Source organism: Marinobacter sp. F3R11, assembly GCF_003318275.1.
In the GTDB taxonomy this organism is placed as follows: Bacteria; Pseudomonadota; Gammaproteobacteria; order Pseudomonadales; family Oleiphilaceae; genus Marinobacter.
In genome coordinates, this window is sequence record NZ_QOCH01000014.1 from 61,333 (window position 1) to 81,425 (window position 20,093).

General features: G+C 54.6%; 21 protein-coding genes. 16 read left to right on the plus strand and 5 right to left on the minus strand.

Going from position 1 to position 20,093, the window contains the following annotated elements:
* Positions 1–146 precede the first annotated feature (146 nt).
* Positions 147–1,403 carry an HDOD domain-containing protein gene (locus DS878_RS08310; RefSeq protein WP_113815522.1) on the plus strand — a complete coding sequence of 419 codons (1,257 nt, stop codon included), beginning with the start codon at positions 147–149 and terminating at the stop codon, positions 1,401–1,403.
* The gene (locus DS878_RS08315; protein ID WP_113815523.1) at positions 1,400–1,978 is read left to right on the plus strand and encodes an LON peptidase substrate-binding domain-containing protein; all 579 of its coding nucleotides are present in this window, start codon (positions 1,400–1,402) and stop codon (positions 1,976–1,978) included. Before DS878_RS08310 ends, DS878_RS08315 begins: the two co-directional genes overlap by 4 nt.
* 6 nt (positions 1,979–1,984) lie before the next feature.
* On the opposite strand, the gene DS878_RS08320 is transcribed toward DS878_RS08315, so the two are convergent.
* Genes DS878_RS08320 through DS878_RS08330 form a run of 3 tightly spaced genes read right to left on the minus strand, consistent with a single transcriptional unit; the run spans position 1,985 to position 5,441 of the window.
* The gene (locus DS878_RS08320; RefSeq protein WP_113815524.1) at positions 1,985–3,436 is read right to left on the minus strand and encodes a bifunctional DedA family/phosphatase PAP2 family protein; all 1,452 of its coding nucleotides are present in this window, start codon (positions 3,434–3,436) and stop codon (positions 1,985–1,987) included.
* A complete protein-coding gene (locus tag DS878_RS08325) occupies positions 3,433–4,431 on the minus strand; it encodes a GGDEF domain-containing protein (protein ID WP_113815525.1) in 999 nt (332 codons plus the stop codon). Before DS878_RS08325 ends, DS878_RS08320 begins: the two co-directional genes overlap by 4 nt.
* A complete protein-coding gene (locus tag DS878_RS08330) occupies positions 4,428–5,441 on the minus strand; it encodes a GGDEF domain-containing protein (RefSeq protein ID WP_113815526.1) in 1,014 nt (337 codons plus the stop codon). The genes DS878_RS08325 and DS878_RS08330 overlap by 4 nt, the downstream gene beginning before the upstream one ends.
* A gap of 135 nt (positions 5,442–5,576) precedes the next feature.
* Between DS878_RS08330 and DS878_RS08335 the strand changes: the two genes are divergently transcribed.
* The 11 genes from DS878_RS08335 to DS878_RS08385 all read left to right on the plus strand — a co-directional run bounded on the left by DS878_RS08335 (position 5,577) and on the right by DS878_RS08385 (position 16,116).
* Complete coding sequence (locus tag DS878_RS08335) at positions 5,577–6,833, plus strand: glutamate-5-semialdehyde dehydrogenase (protein ID WP_113815527.1); 1,257 nt, start codon at positions 5,577–5,579, stop codon at positions 6,831–6,833.
* 5 nt (positions 6,834–6,838) lie between these two features.
* The gene (gene nadD, locus DS878_RS08340; protein WP_113815542.1) at positions 6,839–7,489 is read left to right on the plus strand and encodes a nicotinate-nucleotide adenylyltransferase; all 651 of its coding nucleotides are present in this window, start codon (positions 6,839–6,841) and stop codon (positions 7,487–7,489) included.
* 70 nt (positions 7,490–7,559) lie between these two features.
* Positions 7,560–7,910 carry a ribosome silencing factor gene (rsfS, locus tag DS878_RS08345; protein ID WP_113815543.1) on the plus strand — a complete coding sequence of 117 codons (351 nt, stop codon included), beginning with the start codon at positions 7,560–7,562 and terminating at the stop codon, positions 7,908–7,910.
* Between the two features lie 2 nt (positions 7,911–7,912).
* A complete protein-coding gene (gene rlmH, locus DS878_RS08350; protein WP_113815528.1) occupies positions 7,913–8,383 on the plus strand; it encodes a 23S rRNA (pseudouridine(1915)-N(3))-methyltransferase RlmH in 471 nt (156 codons plus the stop codon).
* A gap of 9 nt (positions 8,384–8,392) precedes the next feature.
* Positions 8,393–10,291 (plus strand): penicillin-binding protein 2, encoded by a 1,899-nt coding sequence (gene mrdA / locus DS878_RS08355; protein ID WP_113815529.1) that lies wholly within the window; start codon positions 8,393–8,395, stop codon positions 10,289–10,291.
* The gene (gene rodA, locus DS878_RS08360) at positions 10,291–11,433 is read left to right on the plus strand and encodes a rod shape-determining protein RodA (protein ID WP_113815530.1); all 1,143 of its coding nucleotides are present in this window, start codon (positions 10,291–10,293) and stop codon (positions 11,431–11,433) included. Before mrdA ends, rodA begins: the two co-directional genes overlap by 1 nt.
* A 130-nt stretch (positions 11,434–11,563) precedes the next feature.
* Complete coding sequence (locus tag DS878_RS08365; protein WP_410003468.1) at positions 11,564–12,448, plus strand: septal ring lytic transglycosylase RlpA family protein; 885 nt, start codon at positions 11,564–11,566, stop codon at positions 12,446–12,448.
* Positions 12,449–12,494: 46 nt separating this feature from the next.
* Complete coding sequence (locus DS878_RS08370) at positions 12,495–13,673, plus strand: D-alanyl-D-alanine carboxypeptidase family protein (protein WP_113815532.1); 1,179 nt, start codon at positions 12,495–12,497, stop codon at positions 13,671–13,673.
* 32 nt (positions 13,674–13,705) lie between these two features.
* Positions 13,706–13,975 carry a YbeD family protein gene (locus DS878_RS08375; protein ID WP_113815533.1) on the plus strand — a complete coding sequence of 90 codons (270 nt, stop codon included), beginning with the start codon at positions 13,706–13,708 and terminating at the stop codon, positions 13,973–13,975.
* A gap of 5 nt (positions 13,976–13,980) precedes the next feature.
* Positions 13,981–14,619 carry a lipoyl(octanoyl) transferase LipB gene (gene lipB / locus DS878_RS08380; protein WP_113815534.1) on the plus strand — a complete coding sequence of 213 codons (639 nt, stop codon included), beginning with the start codon at positions 13,981–13,983 and terminating at the stop codon, positions 14,617–14,619.
* A 51-nt stretch (positions 14,620–14,670) separates the two neighbouring features.
* Positions 14,671–16,116: an ABC1 kinase family protein gene (locus tag DS878_RS08385; protein ID WP_113815535.1), complete on the plus strand. Its 1,446-nt coding sequence runs from the start codon at positions 14,671–14,673 to the stop codon at positions 16,114–16,116.
* On the opposite strand, the gene DS878_RS08390 is transcribed toward DS878_RS08385, so the two are convergent.
* A complete protein-coding gene (locus tag DS878_RS08390) occupies positions 16,056–16,499 on the minus strand; it encodes a YqaA family protein (RefSeq protein WP_113815536.1) in 444 nt (147 codons plus the stop codon). The genes DS878_RS08385 and DS878_RS08390 overlap by 61 nt on opposite strands.
* 186 nt (positions 16,500–16,685) lie before the next feature.
* On the opposite strand from DS878_RS08390, the gene DS878_RS08395 reads away from it, so the two are divergent.
* Complete coding sequence (locus DS878_RS08395; protein WP_113815537.1) at positions 16,686–16,940, plus strand: GrxA family glutaredoxin; 255 nt, start codon at positions 16,686–16,688, stop codon at positions 16,938–16,940.
* A gap of 101 nt (positions 16,941–17,041) precedes the next feature.
* Here the strand turns inward: DS878_RS08395 and DS878_RS08400 are convergent, their stop codons facing one another.
* Positions 17,042–18,304 carry a 6-phosphofructokinase gene (locus tag DS878_RS08400; protein WP_113815538.1) on the minus strand — a complete coding sequence of 421 codons (1,263 nt, stop codon included), beginning with the start codon at positions 18,302–18,304 and terminating at the stop codon, positions 17,042–17,044.
* Between the two features lie 155 nt (positions 18,305–18,459).
* Here DS878_RS08400 and mpl point away from each other — a divergent pair, with 155 nt between their 5' ends.
* Together mpl and DS878_RS08410 are read left to right on the plus strand one after the other, a co-directional pair.
* Positions 18,460–19,854 (plus strand): UDP-N-acetylmuramate:L-alanyl-gamma-D-glutamyl-meso-diaminopimelate ligase, encoded by a 1,395-nt coding sequence (gene mpl, locus DS878_RS08405; protein WP_113815539.1) that lies wholly within the window; start codon positions 18,460–18,462, stop codon positions 19,852–19,854.
* Between the two features lie 24 nt (positions 19,855–19,878).
* On the plus strand, positions 19,879–20,093 hold a 215-nt coding region (locus tag DS878_RS08410; RefSeq protein WP_315971919.1), incomplete at its 3' end, for a flavoprotein.

The following is a 20,093-nucleotide window of genomic DNA, read 5'->3' on the forward strand; positions in this document are numbered from 1 at the left end:
GTATAAATACTTGATGAGTGCTGTTCAGGGGATAAAGGATACCAGATTAGCCCCCTACACATGGTTGTTTTCCTGCATGATGGTTACAATAGGTTACAGATTCCACAATTCAATGCCCTGCTTTGATCCTACCAAGGAGATTGTTTATGGCGAGCCAGGAAAGCCTGCCGCTACGTCGTCTTAAAGAATTTCAGCCGCTTAACCGTCTGACTGATGATCAGTTGGTTGTGCTGGCAAGTCGTGCAGAGCGCAGAACCCATGGGCCCGGCCAGCGAGTACTGGAGCGGGGTGTACGGGATGGCCTGGACTATTTTCTGGTAACCGGGAAGGTAGAGCTGGAATCCGTGGATGGCCGTAAAAATGTTGTTGAAGCTGAAACGGAAAAGGCCCTGAATCCAATAGCCAGGCTACAACCGAGAATGTACGACGTTACCGCTGTAACTTCGTGCGAGTTTCTGGTTATTGAGCAGGATGTTCTCAACCAGCTGTTGCGGGCAGCTCCAGTCGCCCAGGTTGAGATGGCTTCAGGTGAGAGCAGTGACAGCGAAGAAAGTGAGGAACACCACCTTTTGATGGAGTTTTACGCTGAGCTTCGTTCCAATCAGCTCCAGCTGCCCAGCGTCCCCGATGTTGCCTGGAAAGTACGGCGCATGGTGGACAAAGAAGATTCTACAGCGGATCAGGTGGCCACAGCCGTGTCAGCGGATCCTGCTATAGCTGCCAAACTGGTTCGCGCCTGTAATAGCCCTCTTTACCGGGGGTTCAGCGATGTGCGCAATGTCCGTGAATCGGTCATTCGTCTCGGTATGAGAACAACACGGCAGCTCGTGACAGTGTTTTCCATGCGGGAGGTATTCAAGAGCCGCCAGCCATCGCTGCAGAAAGAGATGGAAAGGTTATGGCGACACTCCCGTGAAGTGGCTGCTCTGTGCTGGGTACTGGCAGACCATGCCACCCGCCTCAACCCGGAAGAAGCACTGCTGGCAGGCCTGCTTCACGACATAGGTGTGGTTCCGGTGCTCGTACAGGCAGAACACCATGTAAATCTGTTTGCTGACGACGCCAATCTCCAGAATGCCATCAGTGAGCTTCGGGCTGATGTCGGGACCGCTGTTCTGGAAAGCTGGTCTTTCCCGACAGCGTTCGTTGACGCTGTAAGGTACGCAGAAGACTGGACTTATGAAAGCCGGGAAGCAGAGCCACAGCTGGTGGATGTAGTGATTGTTGCTCAGCTCCACGCCATGATTGGTTCGAATCAGAGTGAAGGCCTGCCTCCGTTTGACCAGGTGCCAGCCTACCGCAGGCTTGGCGAACTTGAGCTGAATGCATCTCGTAGTCTTGAGCTTCTGACTGAGGCGCGGGCGCGGGTAGAAGAGGTCCAGCAGTTGCTGTCCATCCGATGAAAACTCCGATTTTCCCCCTTAACTCCATTGTGCTGCCTGGCGGAAGAATTCCATTGCAGCTGTTTGAACCGCGCTATATCGATATGCTGACCAGCTGTCTGAAGAATGATCAGGGGTTTGTCATAGCTTTGCTGCGTGACGGTGAGGAAACGGGAGATCTGGTGTCTTTTTATAAAATCGGCACCTATGTCCGCATTATTGATTTCCAGCAATTGGACAACGGGTTGCTGGGGATTACCGTAGAAGGCGAGTCTAAAGTTGCTATTGCGCAGAGCTGGCGGCAGGGTGATGGGTTAAACCTTGGAGAAGTGGAGTTCGTGCCGGAAGAAGCTTCCGAAGCTATCCCTGTTGCCTTTCATGAGTTGCCTTCTGTTTTGCGTGCGCTTTTTCAGCATCCGGTTATTGCTGAGTTAGGTATGCGAGTCGATTATGAGGATGCCCGGGATGTCAGCTGGCGGTTGACCGAGCTCTTGCCTCTGGATAAGCAGGAAAAGCAGAACCTTGTGGAAATGCGGGATCCCCTTGCGCGCCTGGAGCGTTTGCAGGGATTGCTTGAGGCTCTCGACGAGGGCTGATGTCTTTTACAGAACCGGAGCATACTTCTGGATGGCGTCTGACCACATGAAGCAGATATAGCTTGCAAGGTAGATCAGCCAGACCAGTGCCGCCAGAACACTCACTACATCCGGCGCGATAGGCACTCTGTCAAACCTGCTGAAACTGGCTCTTGTCGCCCCCGTGATTGCCAGTCCAAGCAGTAACCCCCCCAGGATATCGCTGAACCAGTGCACGCCCAGATAAAGCCTGCTCAAGGATACAGGGATCAGTGGTAACGAGAGCAGTATGTACGTTTGCCAGCGCTTGCGCTTGCTGGTTTCTGCAGCGACGAAGCTGGCGAGCAGCGTAACAAGTACTGTAATGCCTGTGGTATGGCCGCTGGGAAAGGAGCCGGATGATGGTGGGGTTGCAACCTGATCCGGGCGCACTGTGCCGATCACAGATTTCAGTCCCCAGACCAGCGCAATGGTTATGGCTGTGGCCAGAAGGATATGCACGGCCGCCGCATAGTGGCCTCGAAAAGCCAATGCAAGGCATGCCAGTACTGCCGCCGCGATCAGAACCGGTGGGTCGCCCATGAGTGTGGCCGCGATCGCAGGCGCATCAAACAATGGCCGCCGTAAATCACTGAACCATTGCAGCGTCAGTTGATCGAAAGGTTTGATTATTTCTGTCGTGACTGTGAGCTGACTCCAGAAAATAAACAGGGCAACGGAGCCGAAGGCCAGCATCAGCGAGGCTAGTGGGAACTCACCTTCATGTGCCGGGCGCTTATTGGTGTAAAGCCGCCAGAAGCGGTGGGTTGCGTCATATTGTGCCATTTGCCGCTGCAGCCACAGATAAATCCGGCCATTTTCAGCGAGGCCAAGCTGGAAACGAAATAGAATGATATAGATCGCCGCCAGAGTCGCGAGACTAACGCCGGTAACCAGGTAGAAGTGAGGTGGTGGCTGTACCTCACTAGCGAGGGCGCTTCCCACAAGAAAACCAGGCAGGATGTAAACTGGTGCCCAGCCAATGGCCGACCCTATGTTGAACGTAAGAAAGCGGCGCCAGGACATCAGAAGGGCACCTGCTATCAACGGGATCACCGGCCGGATCGGTCCTACGAAGCGTCCGATAATGACACTTTTGCCTCCGTGGCTGTGGAAGAAGTGCTCGCCTTTGGTAATCAGCTCCGGGTAACGGCTCAGTGGCCACACACTGGTCAGTCGGCCCTGAAAAAGTCTGCCAATGGCAAAGCTCACGGTATCTCCCGCAATTGCTCCGAGCCCGGCCCATGCCAGTACCGGCATCAGAGGCATGCCTGTCTGCGCAGCCAGTGCGGCAATGGCAAACAGTAGTGCAACGCCAGGAACGATGATACCCGCAACCGCGAGCGATTCGACAAAAGCAGTACTGAAAAGAGCAAATGATAACCATCCCGGGTTGGCGCTCAGCCACGCGGCCAGATCCGGAAACCAGGCGTTGTTCATGTACTGAGCGTCTCTCCCGGGCAGAACCAGGCCGAGTCAGCACCGCGCCGGCGGGCTTCAAGCATCGCCTGATGTGCACGTTTCCGGAGTGTGTCGGTGCGGGTATCACCGCTACCGCGCGTTGTGCAGCCCAGGCTTACGGTGGCCTTGCCGATCACTGGCCAATGGTTTTCGGAGACGGTGCGCCTTATGCGCTCGGCAATCACCCGTGCGCCTTCCTCCGAAGTGAAAGGCAGGATCAGGAAGAACTCCGAGTCGTTCAGGGTGTACAGAGTGTCGCCCGCACGGATTACTCCGAACAGGTGTTGGGTCATATTGTAAAATAATCCCTGCATACCGGGTTTTCCGTGGAGGTCCGTCGCCTCGTCGGCATAGTCTATGGTCAGGTTGATCACCGAGAGACTATGGCCAGTGGCAATTGCCCGGCTGATTTCTTTTTGCAATGTCTCGTCGAGAAAGCGGGCGTTGTGGGCGCCTGTAACCGGATCGGTAATGGCAAGGTCTTCTGCAGACTGGGCCATATGGTCGTAATGCCATATATAAAGTGCAGCGACTGTCAGGGTTATGAGCAGGCCGCTGACTGCCGTGAGGGCATCTGCGGGAGGCTGCTTCACAAAAAGCAGGACTGCCATGGGACCAAGCAGGAGCAGGGACAGCATGAGTGCCTGGCGGAGGGGTAGTATCAGCAGGTTGAGGACCAAAAGCGGCATGGCCCAGTGGGTGATGCCTGTACTGTTCATTGTCAGCATGGCCGCCAGAAGTCCGCTGTTCAGGCCAGTGAGAATAATCAGGTGGCCGGGGGCAGAGAGTTGGTGCCGTCGACTCAGTAGCGTATAGGCAACACCCGCAAGTGTCAGGGTAGCCATGCCGGCGGCCAGGTAGAAAAGCTCATAAAAACCATAGCGAAAGTTTTGCAGTGCCAAAGTGGAAATGAACAGGGTGGCAAGTCCGTAGCCAATGCTGTGGGTCCAGGTTCTCAGCCGCGTTTCTGTCATGTTGCAGATCCCTCCGCATTTGGCTGGGCCCGGCTGATCGGTGTCCGGGTGCTGTAGGCCTGAGTACGGTTGCCGCCCTGTTGCTGTGCGCGCCTAAGCGCGTTAGCCGCACTCTGATGCAAGCTGTTTGCATCATCTCCGATGTTTAATCCGGCTACACCGGTGCTGACTGTAAGGTTCATACCGTGGGTTTCCAGCAGGGAGCAGAGTCCTTTTCGGATTGTTTCTGCCTGGGTGATGGCCTCCTGGGTGGCTATGCCCGGCAAAATGACCAGGAACTGCAGATCTGCTGCACGGTAATAAGTATCAAAATCCCGTATCTGAGAGTGCAGGAAGCGGCCGATTCGTGGAAGAATTGAACGTATGTCCTCGTCCGGGTCGTTGTCACTGGCATGGGCGTCGAGGCCGACCATGATGATGGACATGTCTGTGCCCTCGCGCTCGCTGCGCTGGATTTCTTTATGTAGATCTGCAGAAAGATATTCGCGGCTGGCAGCCTGAGTGAGTTCGTCTGTACGTCTCAGGGGAGCCAGTTGGCGGGTTTTATAGTCCCGCAGGAAAATCAGCACGGCAGAAAGCATAACGGTCAGCAGAAGCGCGCTGATCATCTGGTGGCGGTCAGCAATCCCTTCGGCCCAGTGAGCTGCGATCATTGCAAGGATGACCATGACCAGGGTTATCAGGGCTGCGATTCCACGGGGAACCAGAGCAAAGGCTACCAGTGCAAGGCCATAGAGCCAGTGGCTGAGTGCCCACGGACCTGTCCAGAAGCTTGTTGTCAGGAGTACCATCAATGCTGCAAAAAACAGTTTTTGAATTGCTGGCCATGGACTGATCTGGCGTCCAGGCTGAAAACTGCGCCCGCTGATAATGATACCGGCCGCCGCAGCGGCACATGCCGCAGTTAGTGGTTCTCCAAATATGGCGCACAGAACGGCGACTACCACGAAAAACGCAAGGCTGGCGTGTGATAACCGGTTCAGCAAAAACTTTTCGGCCGTCTGGGCCATGGTATTCGTCCTTTTTCAGGGTTCCCGTTGTACCGTAGCGGTATAATATCCGTTTGGGGTGCGTACTTGAAACGGGAAAGGTAAAGTTAGGCGCTTAATTCCTGAATTCTGGAAGCAAACACATAAGGGAAAGGGATGGATATTGCAGCTTATATGACCGAAGTGGGGCAGCAGGCCCGGGCGGCGGCAACACTTGTTGCCCGTTCAACGACCGAGGTACGGAATCGTGCGCTTCTGGCCACAGCCGATGCTCTGGATGCCGCGCGCACTGAAATGGCCGAAGCAAATGCCCGCGACCTCGCGAGCGGGAAGGAAAATGGCCTGGATGCTGCCATGCTTGACCGGCTTGAACTCACGCCTGCCCGTGTAGATGCCATGATTGAAGGGCTTCGCCAGGTTGCCTCCTTGCCCGACCCCATTGGCGCAATTAGCGATATGACATATCGCCCTTCGGGCATTCAGGTCGGTAAAATGCGGGTGCCTTTAGGTGTCATCGGCATTATTTATGAGTCGCGGCCCAATGTGACTGTTGAGGCTGCAAGCCTTTGTCTGAAATCAGGTAATGCCAGTATCTTGCGCGGGGGCTCCGAATCCATTCATTCCAATCAGGCCATTGCAGCGTGCCTGGCACGAGGCCTCGCTGAGGCAGGGCTGCCTGAATCGGCAGTGCAGGTTGTCAAAACAACCGACAGGGCTGCTGTTGGCGAGCTCATTACTATGCCGGAATACGTGGATGTGATTGTGCCCAGAGGCGGAAAGGGGCTGATTGAGCGAATCAGCCGGGATGCTCGTGTGCCAGTAATCAAGCACCTTGATGGTGTATGTCACGTTTACGTTGATAGCCATGCGGATCCGGAAAAGGCCTTGCGGGTAGCCGTTAATGCCAAAACCCATCGCTACGGCACCTGTAACACCATGGAAACCCTGTTGGTAGACAAGGAAGTTGCAGCGGATATGTTGCCACTATTGGGGCCTGCATTTATTGACAAAGGTGTTGAATTACGAGGGTGTGAACAGACCCGGGAGATACTGGCAGATATAAAGGCTGCTACGGAAGCTGACTGGGAAGAGGAGTATCTGGCTCCGATACTGGCCGTTCGCGTAGTGGACGGGTTGGACGGTGCTATCGCGCACATTAACCGGTACAGCTCCCAGCATACCGACAGCATCATCACGGAGAATTACACCCGGGCCCGGAGATTTATCACAGAAGTTGATTCAAGCTCTGTGATGGTTAACGCATCAACTCGTTTTGCCGATGGTTTCGAGTATGGCCTGGGTGCCGAGATTGGTATCTCAACAGACAAGATACACGCCCGGGGCCCTGTTGGTCTGGAGGGTCTGACCTCGCAAAAGTACGTTGTGTTTGGCGATGGGCACATCCGGGCCTGATGGCGATGCATGTAATCTATGGCGGTACCTTCGACCCGGTGCATCACGGCCATCTGCGTCTTGCTCTGGAGGTTGGTGAACGGCTGGGCAAGGTGCCGGTCAGTCTTGTGCCATGCCATATTCCGCCCCACAGGGGTGATACCGGTGCAACGGCTGCACAGCGCTTGCATCTGCTGAAAGTTGCGATAACTGACGAACCTCTTCTGCGCATTGATGATCGTGAGCTACGCCGGGAGGGTGCATCCTATACCGCAGATACGCTGCGCCAGTTACGCAAGGAGCTGGGATCCGATGTGCCACTGGTTATGGTGGTAGGCACGGATGCATTTGCCGGGTTTGACAGCTGGAAAGAGTGGGAACAGATTATCCATCTGGCCCATATTATTGTGGTGCGGCGTCCCGGCTCAGAACTGGACCCGGCAGGCCAGCCGGCACGCTTGCTGGCAGAGCGGAGAGTCTGGCACCCGGGCGATCTTGAAGGCTCGGCGTCGGGCTGTATTCTGGAGATGGATCCACCCTGGCTGGACATCTCGGCAACGGGTATTCGCGAGCGTATTGGTACAGGTCGGTCGCCCCGTTATCTCGTGCCCGATGCGGTCTGGGAGGAGATTCAGTGTAAGGGGCTATATGGAGCATGCCCCGTGAAGAAGTTTTAGTGTTACAATCGCGCTTGATTATGACTTTTCGGGTGGCCATTCCGGCCGGCACCCGGACAACAAGGTGATTATGCAGGCAGAGCAACTCAAAGATCTGATAGTGAGCTCACTTGAAGACGTAAAAGCAAAAGACATCAGTGTTGTTGATGTTCGGGATCGCACCAGCGTTACCGATTTCATGGTTCTGGCATCCGGGACCTCCAGCCGCCACGTGAAATCCCTTGCGGATTCCGTTGTCGTTGACGCCAAAGAGAAGGGTGTTCGTATCGGCAGTGTGGAAGGTGGCGGCGGCAGCGACTGGATCCTGGTGGACATGGGTGACGTCGTTGTTCACGTGATGCTACCCGCCACCCGTGAGTTTTATGACCTGGAACGTTTTTGGCGCGATGCGCCAGATGTCGATGCTGCAGGCAGCGAGTAATCATGCGGTTGCGCCTGATCTGTGTGGGGCAGAAAATGCCCGACTGGGTCACTAAAGGCTACGAAGATTACGCACGTCGTATGCCCCCGGAACTGCCATTGGAGTTGGTCGAGATTGCCATGCCTCATCGTGGCAAAAACCCTGACATCCCAAGGCTGATGCAGCGCGAGAGCGAGGCAATACTTGCGGCTACGGGGCGCAGGGACCGGGTCGTTGCCCTGGAAGTAACCGGGCGACCCTGGTCTACCGAGAAACTGGCCAGCCAGCTTGAAAGCTGGCAGCAGGACGGCCGGGATGTAAGTTTTCTCGTAGGTGGCCCGGACGGCCTGGCAGAACCTTGTCGCCAGCGTGCCGATCAGCAATGGTCTCTTTCTCCTCTCACACTGCCTCATCCTCTGGTACGTATCCTGCTGGCAGAGCAGTTATACAGAGCCTGGTCGATTACCCGTAACCACCCGTACCACCGGGCTTAGGAAGCATCTATGCCGTGGGGTGAAATCAAGGATACAGCTGCCGAGCGCCGGCTTTTCCAGCGCAGAGCCTTTGTAATGCTGATGATGGTGTTTCTGCTACTGGCAGGGCTGGTCGCACGTATGTACCAGCTCCAGATAGTAGAACACGATATCTACACCACCCTCTCCGATAAGAACCGCGTTCAGGTTCAGTCTGTGCCGCCTCCGCGTGGGCTCGTTTACGACAGGAATGGCGTGCTTTTAGCTGAAAACCGCCCGGTATTCAGTGTGACGGTCGTGCCTGAGCGGGTTGGCGGGATGGATGCAACCCTGGAGCAGCTAGTCAGGATTCTTGATATTTCTGAAGAGGACCTGGAGCGGTTTCAGCGCCGTCTGCGCGAGCCCCGACGGCCGTTTCAGGAGATTCCCCTGCGTTATGATCTGACCGAAGACGAGATTGCCCGCCTGGCGGTACATCGCCATGAACTGCCAGGGGTGGAAGTGGAGGCGGAACTGGTTCGGTACTATCCACACAGTGAGCTGACAGCCCATGCACTGGGCTTTGTCGGCCGTATTAATCGTGACGAACTGCAGCGGATTGACCCGGTTAACTACGCGGGTACAAACTATATTGGTAAATCCGGCGTCGAGCGTTTTTATGAAGAGTTGCTTCACGGAAAGGTTGGTTACCAGCATGTGGAAACCAACGCGCGGGGCCGTACTTTAAGAGTTCTGGAGCGGGAAAACCCTGTTCCGGGTGAAGATCTGGAACTTCATATCGACCTGCGGCTACAGAATCGCGCGCACGAGCTTCTTGACGGTCGCCGTGGGGCTATTGTTGCCATTGAGCCCGCAACCGGCGGGATACTGGCACTTGCCAGCGTGCCGGGTTTCGATGCAAACAAGTTTGTTACCGGTATCAGTGTGGCGGATTACGGCGAGCTGAGGGACAGCAAGGATAAACCTTTGTTCAACCGGGCCTTGCGTGGGCAATACCCTCCCGGCTCTACGCTCAAACCTATGTTAGCCATTGCGGCTCTTGATAGTGGCGCTGTGACGCGAGATCACACCATCTGGGATCCGGGGTACTTCCAGTTCAACTCTTCTGGCCGTCGGTACAGAGACTGGAAACGAGGCGGGCACGGCTGGGTTGATCTGACCTATGCAATGGCTCAGTCCTGTGATGTTTATTTTTATGAAGCGGCTGTGGAGATGGGCGTGGACACCATGCACAGCTATCTGTCTCGTTTTGGTTTTGGCGAAGATGCAACTCTGGATGTATCCGGCGCTCTTAGCGGTCTTCTGCCATCGCGGGAATGGAAGCGGGCAATGCGCAATGAACCCTGGTATCCCGGAGACTCTGTCAACCTCGGTATAGGCCAGGGTTTTATGCTTGCAACTCCGTTGCAGCTTGCCACTGCAACAGCCTTGATTGCCAATCGCGGGGAATGGGTTGAACCGCGGCTGCTTAAGGATATTCAGGGGGACAGGTCGGTCGAGGAGTTCTTGCCAAGTGAGACCCACGAACCCCTGAAGCTCAAAGACCCGACTGATTGGGATTTTATCGCGGATGCTATGGCGGAAGTTATGCATGGCGCCAAGGGAACTGCGCGTTCCGCTGCCAAGGGGGCATCTTACCGGATGGCAGGGAAGACGGGCACCGCTCAGGTGTTCAGTCTGGCCGAAGATGAAGAATACGAGGCCGAAGAAATCCGGGAGCGGTTGCGTGACCATGCCCTGTTTGTTGGTTTTGCGCCGTTAGAAAATCCCCAGATCGCTGTTGCCGTAATTGTTGAGAATGGCGGTGGTGGCAGCAGTACCGCTGCACCTGTTGCCCGGGCACTGTTCGATGCCTGGCTGCTTGAGTTTTCTGCGGCCAGCGACGGTGCACTGATCAGCAAAACAGATTCCGGAATCGGGGAGCGTTGATGGCTACGCGGGAAGTACTTGGTTCAACTGCCAGCAATCCTCTTGGGCGACCCAGAGGGTTTTGGTCTGTTCTGCATGTGGACCCGATATTGCTGTTGTTGCTTCTGGCCCTGGTTTCAGGCGGGCTGTTCGTGCTTTACAGCGGCGCAGATCGCAATTTTTCAGTGGTTAAAGCTCAGGGTATACGTTTTGGGATTGCCTTTGCGGTGATGCTGGTTTTTGCCCAGCTTGACCCCTCCGTGTTCCGGCGCTGGGCTCCCTGGCTCTATGGTCTGGGCCTGATGGGGCTGGTTGCTGTGATTTTTGTGGGTGTTGGAGCTAAAGGTGCACAGCGTTGGCTGGCTCTGCCGGGGCTGCCCAGATTCCAGCCATCAGAATTGATGAAACTGGTAGTGCCTATGATGGCAGCCTGGTATCTGTCGCAGCACTTTTTGCCGCCAAAGCTGTCTCGTATCGGTGTGGGTCTGGCAATTGTGTTGTTGCCCATGGTGCTGATCATGAAGCAGCCGGATCTCGGGACATCGCTTCTCGTGGGTATGGCTGGGTTATTTGTGGTGTTTTTTGCCGGCATGAGCTGGAAGCTTATCAGTGCGTTTGTTGTGATGGTTTCTGTTGCCGCACCTGTGATGTGGTTTTTTGGAATGCGCGATTACCAGAAGCAGCGTGTGCTTACGTTGCTGGATCCCCAGAGTGATCCATTGGGTGCTGGCTGGAATATCATTCAGTCCAAAACAGCTATCGGCTCTGGCGGCCTGGATGGAAAGGGGTGGCTTCAGGGTACTCAGTCACATCTTGAATTTCTCCCGGAAAGTCACACAGATTTTATTGTCGCCGTGTTAGCAGAGGAATTTGGTTTTATCGGAATGCTGATACTGCTCAGCGTGTACTTTCTGATTATTCTGCGTTGCCTCTATATTTCTGTTACCGCTCAGGACTCATTCAGCCGGCTGGTTGCTGGTGCTCTGACAATGACGTTTTTCATCTATGTATTTGTAAATGTTGGCATGGTGAGTGGCCTGCTCCCTGTGGTGGGGGTACCTCTGCCACTGGTTTCCTACGGGGGCACCTCAACCGTCACACTGATGGCAGCGTTTGGTATTCTGATGTCCATACACACCCACCGAAGAATGATAACGGCCTGATGTCAGGCAGGTAATGGTTATACATGCAGGGAACCCGTTACAATGGTGAGTACCACGGCCTGTTACTTATCTGGCGGCAGGTATTTCAGAGGGTTTCCTGACAGTGATATTTAATCGTTTATGTTTATGGCTGGTGACATCCGCAGTTCTGGCGCTGGCCGGATGTGCTTCAACGTCTGCGCCAACCAGCACAGATCATTCATCACGCTATACAATCACCCAGGACAGAGCTCCTTCCGGAAACTTTGATGCCTCTGGTTTGTCAGATGCCGTACCTGTATACCAGGCGCCGGTCAACGCTGGAAATAAATCGCCCTATACGGTGTGGGGCAAGCGTTATACTGTGATGGATAGCAACGACGGATATGTCGCTCGCGGCACCGCAAGCTGGTATGGCGAAAAGTTTCATGGGCATAAGACATCCAATGGCGAAACCTTCGACATGTATCAGATGTCAGCGGCCCACAAATCCCTGAGAATCCCGGGCTATGCCAGGGTTACTAACCTGGCTAACGGTCGTTCGGTGATTGTCCGGGTTAATGACCGGGGGCCGTTTCATGGGGATCGCCTGATCGATTTGTCCTACGCTGCGGCCAAAAAGCTGGGTTATCAGTCACACGGAACCGCGCAGGTGGAAGTGGCCGCAATTACGGTCAAGCCGGATGGCAGCATGTTTATTGCAGGCCAGCCTTTTGTTTCTGAGGGGCAGTCGGTCGTTCGGTCTACTGTTCCCGCAGAGGAAAGTACAGTGGGGATAGATGAAAGTCTGGGCGACGGCGGGCTGTTTGTTCAGCTGGGCTCGTTCAGTAGTCGTGATCCTGCGGAAAAACTGCAGGTTCGCGCCGAGAGCGTACTTGGTGACCCCGTCAGGGTGCGAGCTGTAGACACTGACTCCGGGCGCTTTCACCGGGTACAGGTTGGCCCTTTTCAGGACGAAGGCAGTGCAAGAAAGACCCAGAGCCTGCTGGAAGCCAGAGGATTTTCTCAGTCAATTGTACTGACCGATTCTCACTGAGCGTCAGATCATACCTAAAACACACTAACGACGAATGAATGGACCCATGGCACTAAAATCAGTTTTCCGCTCGCTCTCTTTTATCTCTGCGTCACTCGCTTTTGTGTTGATGCTTTCAGTATCAGCTAAAGCCATGTCTCAGACTGTGCTGATTCCGTCTCCGCCACAGATTGCTGGTAGTTCCTACGTTCTGATGGATCCGAAAAGCGGTCGTATCATTATGGAGCAGAACAGTAATGAGCGGCTGCCGCCGGCCAGCCTGACCAAAATGATGACGGCCTATATCGTTGAGCGTGAACTGGATGAGGGTCGGATCAGTATGTCCGATATGGTCCCCATCAGTGTAAAGGCGTGGAAAACAGAGGGCTCGCGCACGTTTGTGAAAGAAGGCACCAGTGTGTCTGTGGAGGATCTTCTCAAGGGTGTCATTATTCAGTCGGGCAATGATGCTTCTGTTGCGCTGGCTGAGTTTATTGCCGGTAGTGAAGGGGCCTTCGTTGATATTATGAATCAGCAGGCCCAGTTATTGGGTATGAAGGACACACATTTCCAGAATGCTACTGGCCTGCCGGCTTCCGATCACTTTTCTACCGCCTATGACCTGGCTATTCTGGCCCGTGCGATCATTAATGATTACCCCGACAACTATCCGATCTATGCGCAGAAGCATTTCACTTACAACAACATCCGTCAGCCTAACCGCAACAGTCTGTTGTGGCGCGATGACAGTGTTGATGGCCTGAAAACCGGCCACACTGAAGAGGCAGGGTATTGCCTTGTCGCCTCTGCGAAACGCAATAACACCCGCTTTATTGCGACGGTAATGGGTACCAGCAGTTCGCAGGCGCGTTCACAGGAAATCCAGAAAATGCTGAACTACGGCTTCCGCTACTATGAGAGCGATCGCCTGTTTAGTGCGGGCCAGGAACTGATCAAGGCCAAGGTGTGGGGAGGTCAGTCGGATCAGCTTTCAGTGGGAGTTCTTGAGGACGCTTATGTCACCATTCCCCGCGGGTCCCGTGACAGCCTTGAATCCAGTGTGGATCTCGATTCGGTGATCAAGGCACCGGTCAGTGCCGGCGATGAGCTCGGACGAGTGAAGGTATCGCTCAACGGTGAGGTGCTGATAGATCAGCCCGTACTTGCATTGACTGATGTTCCTGACGGTGGCCTGTTCAAGCGCCTCTGGGATTCCATCAAGTTGTTTTTTATTCAGCTATTTTAGTAAGGGCGAACTGAGCCCGGGAGTTTAACGGCATGAGTGAGCCGAAAGCACCGAAAATTGAGTTTCCCTGTGACTATGCTATCAAGGTGATCGGCGATTCCGCTCCGGACTTTACGGAGTTTGTTGTAGGGGTTGTTGAACAGCATGCTCCGGGAGTCTCTGAGGCAGATATCTTCGTAAAAGACAGTAGCAAAGGACGGTTCTGCTCAGTTCAGCTGACTATCCTTGCCACAGGTGAGTCACAATTGGCCGCTTTGTTCAAAGACCTTAAAGCCAGTGGCCGCGTACATATGGTGTTATAGGACCAATGTCTGAGCTGATTGTCAGATCATTGGGCCTGCAGCCTTATCTGGAAACCTGGGAGGCCATGAAAAGCTTCACGGCGGACAGAGACGATAACACCAAAGATGAACTCTGGTGTCTTGAGCACCCTCGGGTGTATACGCAGGGGCAGGCGGGCAAGGCTGAGCATATTCTGGCCCCCGGTGACATCCCGGTTATTCCCGTAGACCGGGGCGGACAAGTGACCTACCACGGTCCGGGCCAGCTTGTGGTTTATCTGATGCTCAACCTGTCTCGCCGAAAGATAGGGGTGAGATCCCTGGTTGATGTTATCGAACAGGCAATTGTGCGCACACTGGCCGACCTGGATATCGTGGCTGAACCACGGGCAGATGCTCCGGGGGTGTATGTTGGTGACGCAAAAATCGCCTCTCTGGGCCTGCGGGTACGCCGTGGGTGCTCCTTTCATGGCCTGGCGTTGAATGTCCGGATGGATATGGAGCCGTTCAGGAGGATCAACCCCTGCGGTTATGCCGGGTTGGCCATGTGCCAGGTCAGCGACTTTGTTGCTTCAGTCTCCATTGATGATATTGAAAAGCGGCTGACGGCTCAGTTGGTAAACGGCCTCGGCGGTCCGGCAGTGGATTATCGTAAGGGCTGGTAAGGTCAGGCCGGCGTTCCCTTCTGATACGGGCATACATCGCAGAGGTTATACATGTCATCCAGACGCCCAGGTAAATCAGTCTCCCGCATCAAGACAGGCAGCTTCGAACGCCGGCTTAGTCTCACTCGCGCAGGGCTCTATGCCGGAACACGTATGGCTTCGCATATGGCTACCAACTGGTTCAGCAGCAAGGAGAAGCGGGATGAACGTCACCGCACCATGCTGTCCAGCCAGGCACGTTTTCTGGTAAATGAACTCGGGAAACTGAAGGGTAGCGTGGTCAAAATCGGCCAGGTGATGGCGTTGTATGGGGAGCATTTTCTGCCGGAAGAGGTTACCGAAGCACTGCACACACTGGAAGACCAGACGACTTCGCTGGAGTGGCCGGCAATAGAACGTGTACTCAAGACGGAGCTTGGGGCAGATCAGCTTGCGGAGCTGGATATAGATCCGGAGCCGATCGGGGCCGCTTCTCTCGGGCAGGTTCACCGGGCTCGTCGGCACAGGGATGGCCTGGAACTTGTGCTCAAGGTTCAGTATCCCGGTGTCGCAGATGCAGTCGATAGCGATCTGAATGCTGTTGCTCAGATGCTCCGCGTTGCGCGGCTGGTGAATTTCGGGCCGGAGTTTGAAGACTGGCTGGAAGAAGTCCGGCAGATGATGCACAGAGAGGTCGATTATCGCCTTGAGGCTCGTACCACGGAGAAGTTTCGCCAGATACTTGCCGATGACCCGCGTTTTGTTGTCCCCCGGGTATTGCCCGAGTATTCCTCTGCACAGGTAATCGCCTCAACATACGAGCACGGCCATTCAGTTAACTCTGATTCAGTGCGGAACCTGTCGCTCGCACGCCGTAGCAATCTGGGTAAGGCTGCTCTGGAGCTTTTCTTCCGTGAGTTATTCGTCTGGGGCGAAATTCAGACGGACCCGAACTTCGGAAACTATCGTATCCGCATCGCAGGAGAAGATGGGGAAGGGGTGGAGTGTGATCGCATTGTTCTGCTGGATTTTGGCGCTGTGCAGTCTTACTCCAGGGAGTTTCTTGACCCTGTCATCCAGATGATCCGGGCCTCATACGAAGACAACCTTGATGCTGTGATCGATGGCGGCGTAAAACTGCATTTCATGAGTACAGACTGGCCCGGTGACGTGTTGGAAAAGTTTGGCCGGGTATGTATGTCGGTTCTGGAGCCCTTATCCAGTGACCACGAAAGCTGGCCGGACTATGCCGTTAACAGTAAAGGCCAATACCGCTGGAAACAGAGCGATCTGCCATCGAGAGTTGCCCGGCAGGCGGCGCGCTCGGCCATAAACCGCTACTTCCGTGTGCCCCCGAGCGAGTTTGTGTTTCTTAACCGCAAGCTGATCGGCGTGTATACCTTCATTGCTGTGCTGCACTCTGAGTTCAATGGCGAGCCCTTGTTGCGCAAATACCTTTACGGTAGTGGCGAGGATACACCGGATGCTTCGGCGACCAGCCAGATCACAAAGGCGTAGCGCAGGCCTTTGCCAATACCCACAAGAATTACAAAATTGAGCCAGGGTACTCGCATGATGCCCCCAACCAGGGTCAGTGCATCTCCGCCTAAAGGAAGCCAGCCCAGAAGCAGGGACCACTGTCCGTAACGGTTAAAACTGTTTCTGGCTTTGTGTAACTGCACTTCACTCAGAGGAAACCAGCGCTTGTGTTTGAAGCGGTCTACCTGTCTTCCAATGGCGCCATTAACTACCGATCCTAAAGTGTTGCCCAATGTGGCCCAGAACCATAGCCACCATATGGAATACCCTTGTATTACCAGCGTTCCTGTCAGTATTTCCGAGTAGGCCGGCAGCAATGTGGCCGCTGCGAATGAGGTCAGGAACAGCGTCAGGTAGACCACAGAATTTTCCTAGCAATGTAGAGCATACCTCTCCATTCATCAGGCAAAAAAAGTTCTAAGTATCATCCGGTACTATGACGGTCATTCAAAGCATCAATTTTTAATTTCCTGTATTCATGTCATCATAAACTCAGGTTTTTGCAAAGGCCCGGAGAGATTTCGGGGAAATTGTTCTGGAGGTTTTTTATGGATCAGGTGACTATTTACGGCCGTTCAAGTTGTGGCTTTTGTGTGCGGGCAAAGAGCCTGTGCGAGTCCCGTGATATGCCGTATACCTGGGTCGACATGATTGAGCATGACATGACCAAAGCCGATATTGCTGACAAGATTGGACACCCCGTTTATACAGTTCCACAGATTCTTGTGGGTGACCGGTACATTGGCGGTTTTGACCAGTTTGCGGCTTACGTGCGCGAACAGGAAGCGAATCAGGCGCACTGAGCCAGGCTTTGAAGTTAAGGCGTGCCAGGAAAATAATGTTAAAAAAAGGCCCTGCAGGATTACTGCAGGGCCTTTTTGATAGCCGGGTTTAAATGGGCCGGTCAGAGTTGAAAGCTGGTTTTCAGCTTCTTCTCTGTCAGTGTATTTTTAAGCTTCGCGACCCGGGGCAAGCCATTATCGAATGGAGGGAAGCTCTCTCCCGCGATCAGTGGCTCGAGATACTCCCGGCAATCCCGTGTGATGCCAAAGCCATCATCAGTGATGTAATGGATTGGCATTTTCTTTTCCTGATTGGCAACTTCGCTGAGCGGCGCCTCTCCAATCTTCCAGATGTAAGGTTTTGCCTGCTCTCGCACGATGGTCGGCATAAGGGCCTGTTTACCTGCCAGCGCCATTTCTACCGCTGCTTTGCCTACAGCATAGGCCTGCTCAACATCCGTTGCTGACGCAATATGACGAGCACTGCGCTGGAGATAATCAGCGACGGCCCAGTGGTATTTGTGGCCTAACGCCTGCTTGACCATATTTGCCAGAGCTGGTGCTACGCCACCAAGCTGGGTGTGACCGAAAGCGTCTTTGGCGCCGGCATCTGCCAGAAAACGGCCGTCTTCATACTGGGCACCCTCGGAAGCGACAACGACGCAGTAGCCGTATTCCTTAACGCAGAAATCAACCCGTGCCAGGAATGCGTCACGGTTAAACGGAATCTCAGGGAACAGAATAATATGAGGTGGCTCGCCTTCCTCCTGGCCAGCCAGGCCGCCGGCAGCTGCAATCCAGCCGGCGTGGCGCCCCATTACTTCCAGAATAAATACCTTGGTGGACGTTTCGCACATGGATTTGATATCCAGGCTGGCTTCCAGTGTAGACGTGGCTATGTACTTGGCAACGGAACCAAAGCCCGGGCAGCAGTCCGTAAACGGCAGGTCGTTGTCGACAGTTTTGGGAACACCGATACAGGTAATGGGATAGCCCATTTTCTCGCCCATCTGGGAGACCTTGTAAGCTGTATCCTGGGAGTCACCACCGCCATTATAGAAAAAGTAGCCGATATCATGGGCGCGGAACACTTCAATAAGCCGCTCATATTCCCGACGGTTTTCCGAGAAGTTTTTCAGCTTGTGTCGACAGGAACCGAAAGCGCCGCCCGGGGTGTGGATAAGCGCCTGAATGGCATCATCAGTTTCAAGACTGGTATCAATCAACTCTTCGTTCAGCGCACCCAGAATACCGTTGCGCCCGGCAAAGACTTTGCCGATCTTGTCCGGGTGCTTGCGGGCGGTCTGAATGACTCCGCAGGCACTGGCATTAATAACGGCGGTAACACCGCCAGACTGAGCGTAGAATGCGTTCTTGATGGCCATCTCGGGGTGGAGCCTCCTGCAGTTTCTATAATGGCGCAGATGATACGCCAAATGCAGATGATTTTCATGGCAGGAAATGCAGATGGCTGCACTCTTGACGGGATCGGGCGGATACGGGAGGCTTGTCGGGTTTCAACGGAGAGGACAGTCGGCGAATGCACATTCATATTCTGGGAATTTGTGGCACGTTTATGGGCAGCCTGGCTGTTCTTGCAAGGGAGCTCGGCCATACCGTGACTGGTTCCGATCAGGGTGTATATCCGCCCATGAGTACCCAGTTAGAGGCGCAGGGTATCAGCCTCATGGAGGGCTTCAGCCCGGATCACCTTGAGCCAAAGCCCGATCTGGTTCTGATTGGCAACGCCATGTCCCGGGGTAACCCCGAGGTTGAGGCGGTGCTCAACCGCAATATTGATTACATGTCCGGCCCTGAGTGGCTCGCCCGCGAAGTCTTGCGACATCGGTGGGTTATGGCGGTTGCCGGCACCCACGGTAAAACCACTACCACGGCGATGCTGCTCTGGATTCTGGAGCAGGCCGGCCTCGCACCCGGATACCTGGTGGGCGGTGTGCCCAAAGATTTTCCGGTTTCCGCAAGCCTTGGGGACAGCGATTTTTTCGTTATTGAGGCAGACGAGTACGACAGTGCCTTCTTCGACAAACGTTCCAAGTTTGTTCACTACCGCCCCCACACCCTTATCCTGAACAACCTTGAGTTCGATCACGCGGATATCTTCGACAATGTTGAAGCAATTGAACGCCAGTTCCACCACCTGGTGCGTACGGTTCCTTCCCAGGGACTGATTATCCGCCCGAGCCTGGACGCTCATCTGGACAAGGCACTGGCTATGGGGTGCTGGAGCCCGGTGCAGGATATGGCCATCGGCAGCGAGATACCCGGGTCGGCGGACTGGCGCGCTGAGTTGCTGTCTGAAGATGGCAGCAGGTTTATGGTTATCCACCATGAACAGCCGGTTGCTGTAGTGAAGTGGGGCCAGACGGGTACGCATAATGTTCGCAATGCCCTGGCCGCTATCGCCGCTGCCAGGCATGTGGGTGTTACGCCAGATCATGCAGTGGCTGCCCTGTGCCGGTTTTCCGGTGTGAAACGCCGTATGGAGTTGTTGGCAGATGTTGGTGGAATCAAGGTTTATGACGACTTTGCCCATCATCCGACAGCAATAGCAACTACCCTGGAAGGCCTGCGCAATCAGGTAGGTGATGAGCCGGTGATAGCTCTTATTGAACCTCGCTCCAATACCATGAAACAGGGTGTTCATCAGCATACTTTGCTTCCCAGTGCGGCTTTGGCCGACAGGGTTTACTGGGCGAATCTCAACAGCATGGACTGGTTGCCTGAGCTGGTGTCAGCATGGCAAAAGGAGAATCCTGCGTCGGGACAGCATAGTGTCGAGTCGACAGTAGAAGCTCTCATTGAACGCGTACTGACCGACCTGCCCAGCCCCTGCCAGATTGTTATCATGAGCAACGGCGGTTTTGGCGGTATCCACGGAAAGCTCATAGCGGAACTTGAGCGTATTCATGGCTGATTCGACGCTCGGGGAGCCACTACAATGACAGAAACCATGACCCGCAGTCGTTCTGAAGCACGAACGGTTAATCTGGCGTTCACTGGCGCTTCCGGTGCCCAGTATGGCCTGCGTCTTCTGCAGTGTCTGGTGGCTGCAGGCTGCAGGGTTAACGTAATGGTCAGTAAGGCAGCGCAGCTCGTCATTGCGACGGAAACGGATCTGAAGCTGCCAGGGACATCGGCGGCGATGCAGAAAAT

Coding starts and splice junctions, on each gene's coding strand:
- DS878_RS08310 (WP_113815522.1), top strand. CDS start 147: ATGGCGAGCCAGGAAAGCCTGCCGCTACGTCGTCTTAAAGAATTTCAG.
- DS878_RS08315 (WP_113815523.1), top strand. CDS start 1,400: ATGAAAACTCCGATTTTCCCCCTTAACTCCATTGTGCTGCCTGGCGGA.
- DS878_RS08320 (WP_113815524.1), bottom strand. CDS start 3,436: ATGAACAACGCCTGGTTTCCGGATCTGGCCGCGTGGCTGAGCGCCAAC.
- DS878_RS08325 (WP_113815525.1), bottom strand. CDS start 4,431: ATGACAGAAACGCGGCTGAGAACCTGGACCCACAGCATTGGCTACGGA.
- DS878_RS08330 (WP_113815526.1), bottom strand. CDS start 5,441: ATGGCCCAGACGGCCGAAAAGTTTTTGCTGAACCGGTTATCACACGCC.
- DS878_RS08335 (WP_113815527.1), top strand. CDS start 5,577: ATGGATATTGCAGCTTATATGACCGAAGTGGGGCAGCAGGCCCGGGCG.
- nadD (WP_113815542.1), top strand. CDS start 6,839: ATGCATGTAATCTATGGCGGTACCTTCGACCCGGTGCATCACGGCCAT.
- rsfS (WP_113815543.1), top strand. CDS start 7,560: ATGCAGGCAGAGCAACTCAAAGATCTGATAGTGAGCTCACTTGAAGAC.
- rlmH (WP_113815528.1), top strand. CDS start 7,913: ATGCGGTTGCGCCTGATCTGTGTGGGGCAGAAAATGCCCGACTGGGTC.
- mrdA (WP_113815529.1), top strand. CDS start 8,393: ATGCCGTGGGGTGAAATCAAGGATACAGCTGCCGAGCGCCGGCTTTTC.
- rodA (WP_113815530.1), top strand. CDS start 10,291: ATGGCTACGCGGGAAGTACTTGGTTCAACTGCCAGCAATCCTCTTGGG.
- DS878_RS08370 (WP_113815532.1), top strand. CDS start 12,495: ATGGCACTAAAATCAGTTTTCCGCTCGCTCTCTTTTATCTCTGCGTCA.
- DS878_RS08375 (WP_113815533.1), top strand. CDS start 13,706: ATGAGTGAGCCGAAAGCACCGAAAATTGAGTTTCCCTGTGACTATGCT.
- lipB (WP_113815534.1), top strand. CDS start 13,981: ATGTCTGAGCTGATTGTCAGATCATTGGGCCTGCAGCCTTATCTGGAA.
- DS878_RS08385 (WP_113815535.1), top strand. CDS start 14,671: ATGTCATCCAGACGCCCAGGTAAATCAGTCTCCCGCATCAAGACAGGC.
- DS878_RS08395 (WP_113815537.1), top strand. CDS start 16,686: ATGGATCAGGTGACTATTTACGGCCGTTCAAGTTGTGGCTTTTGTGTG.
- DS878_RS08400 (WP_113815538.1), bottom strand. CDS start 18,304: ATGGCCATCAAGAACGCATTCTACGCTCAGTCTGGCGGTGTTACCGCC.
- mpl (WP_113815539.1), top strand. CDS start 18,460: ATGCACATTCATATTCTGGGAATTTGTGGCACGTTTATGGGCAGCCTG.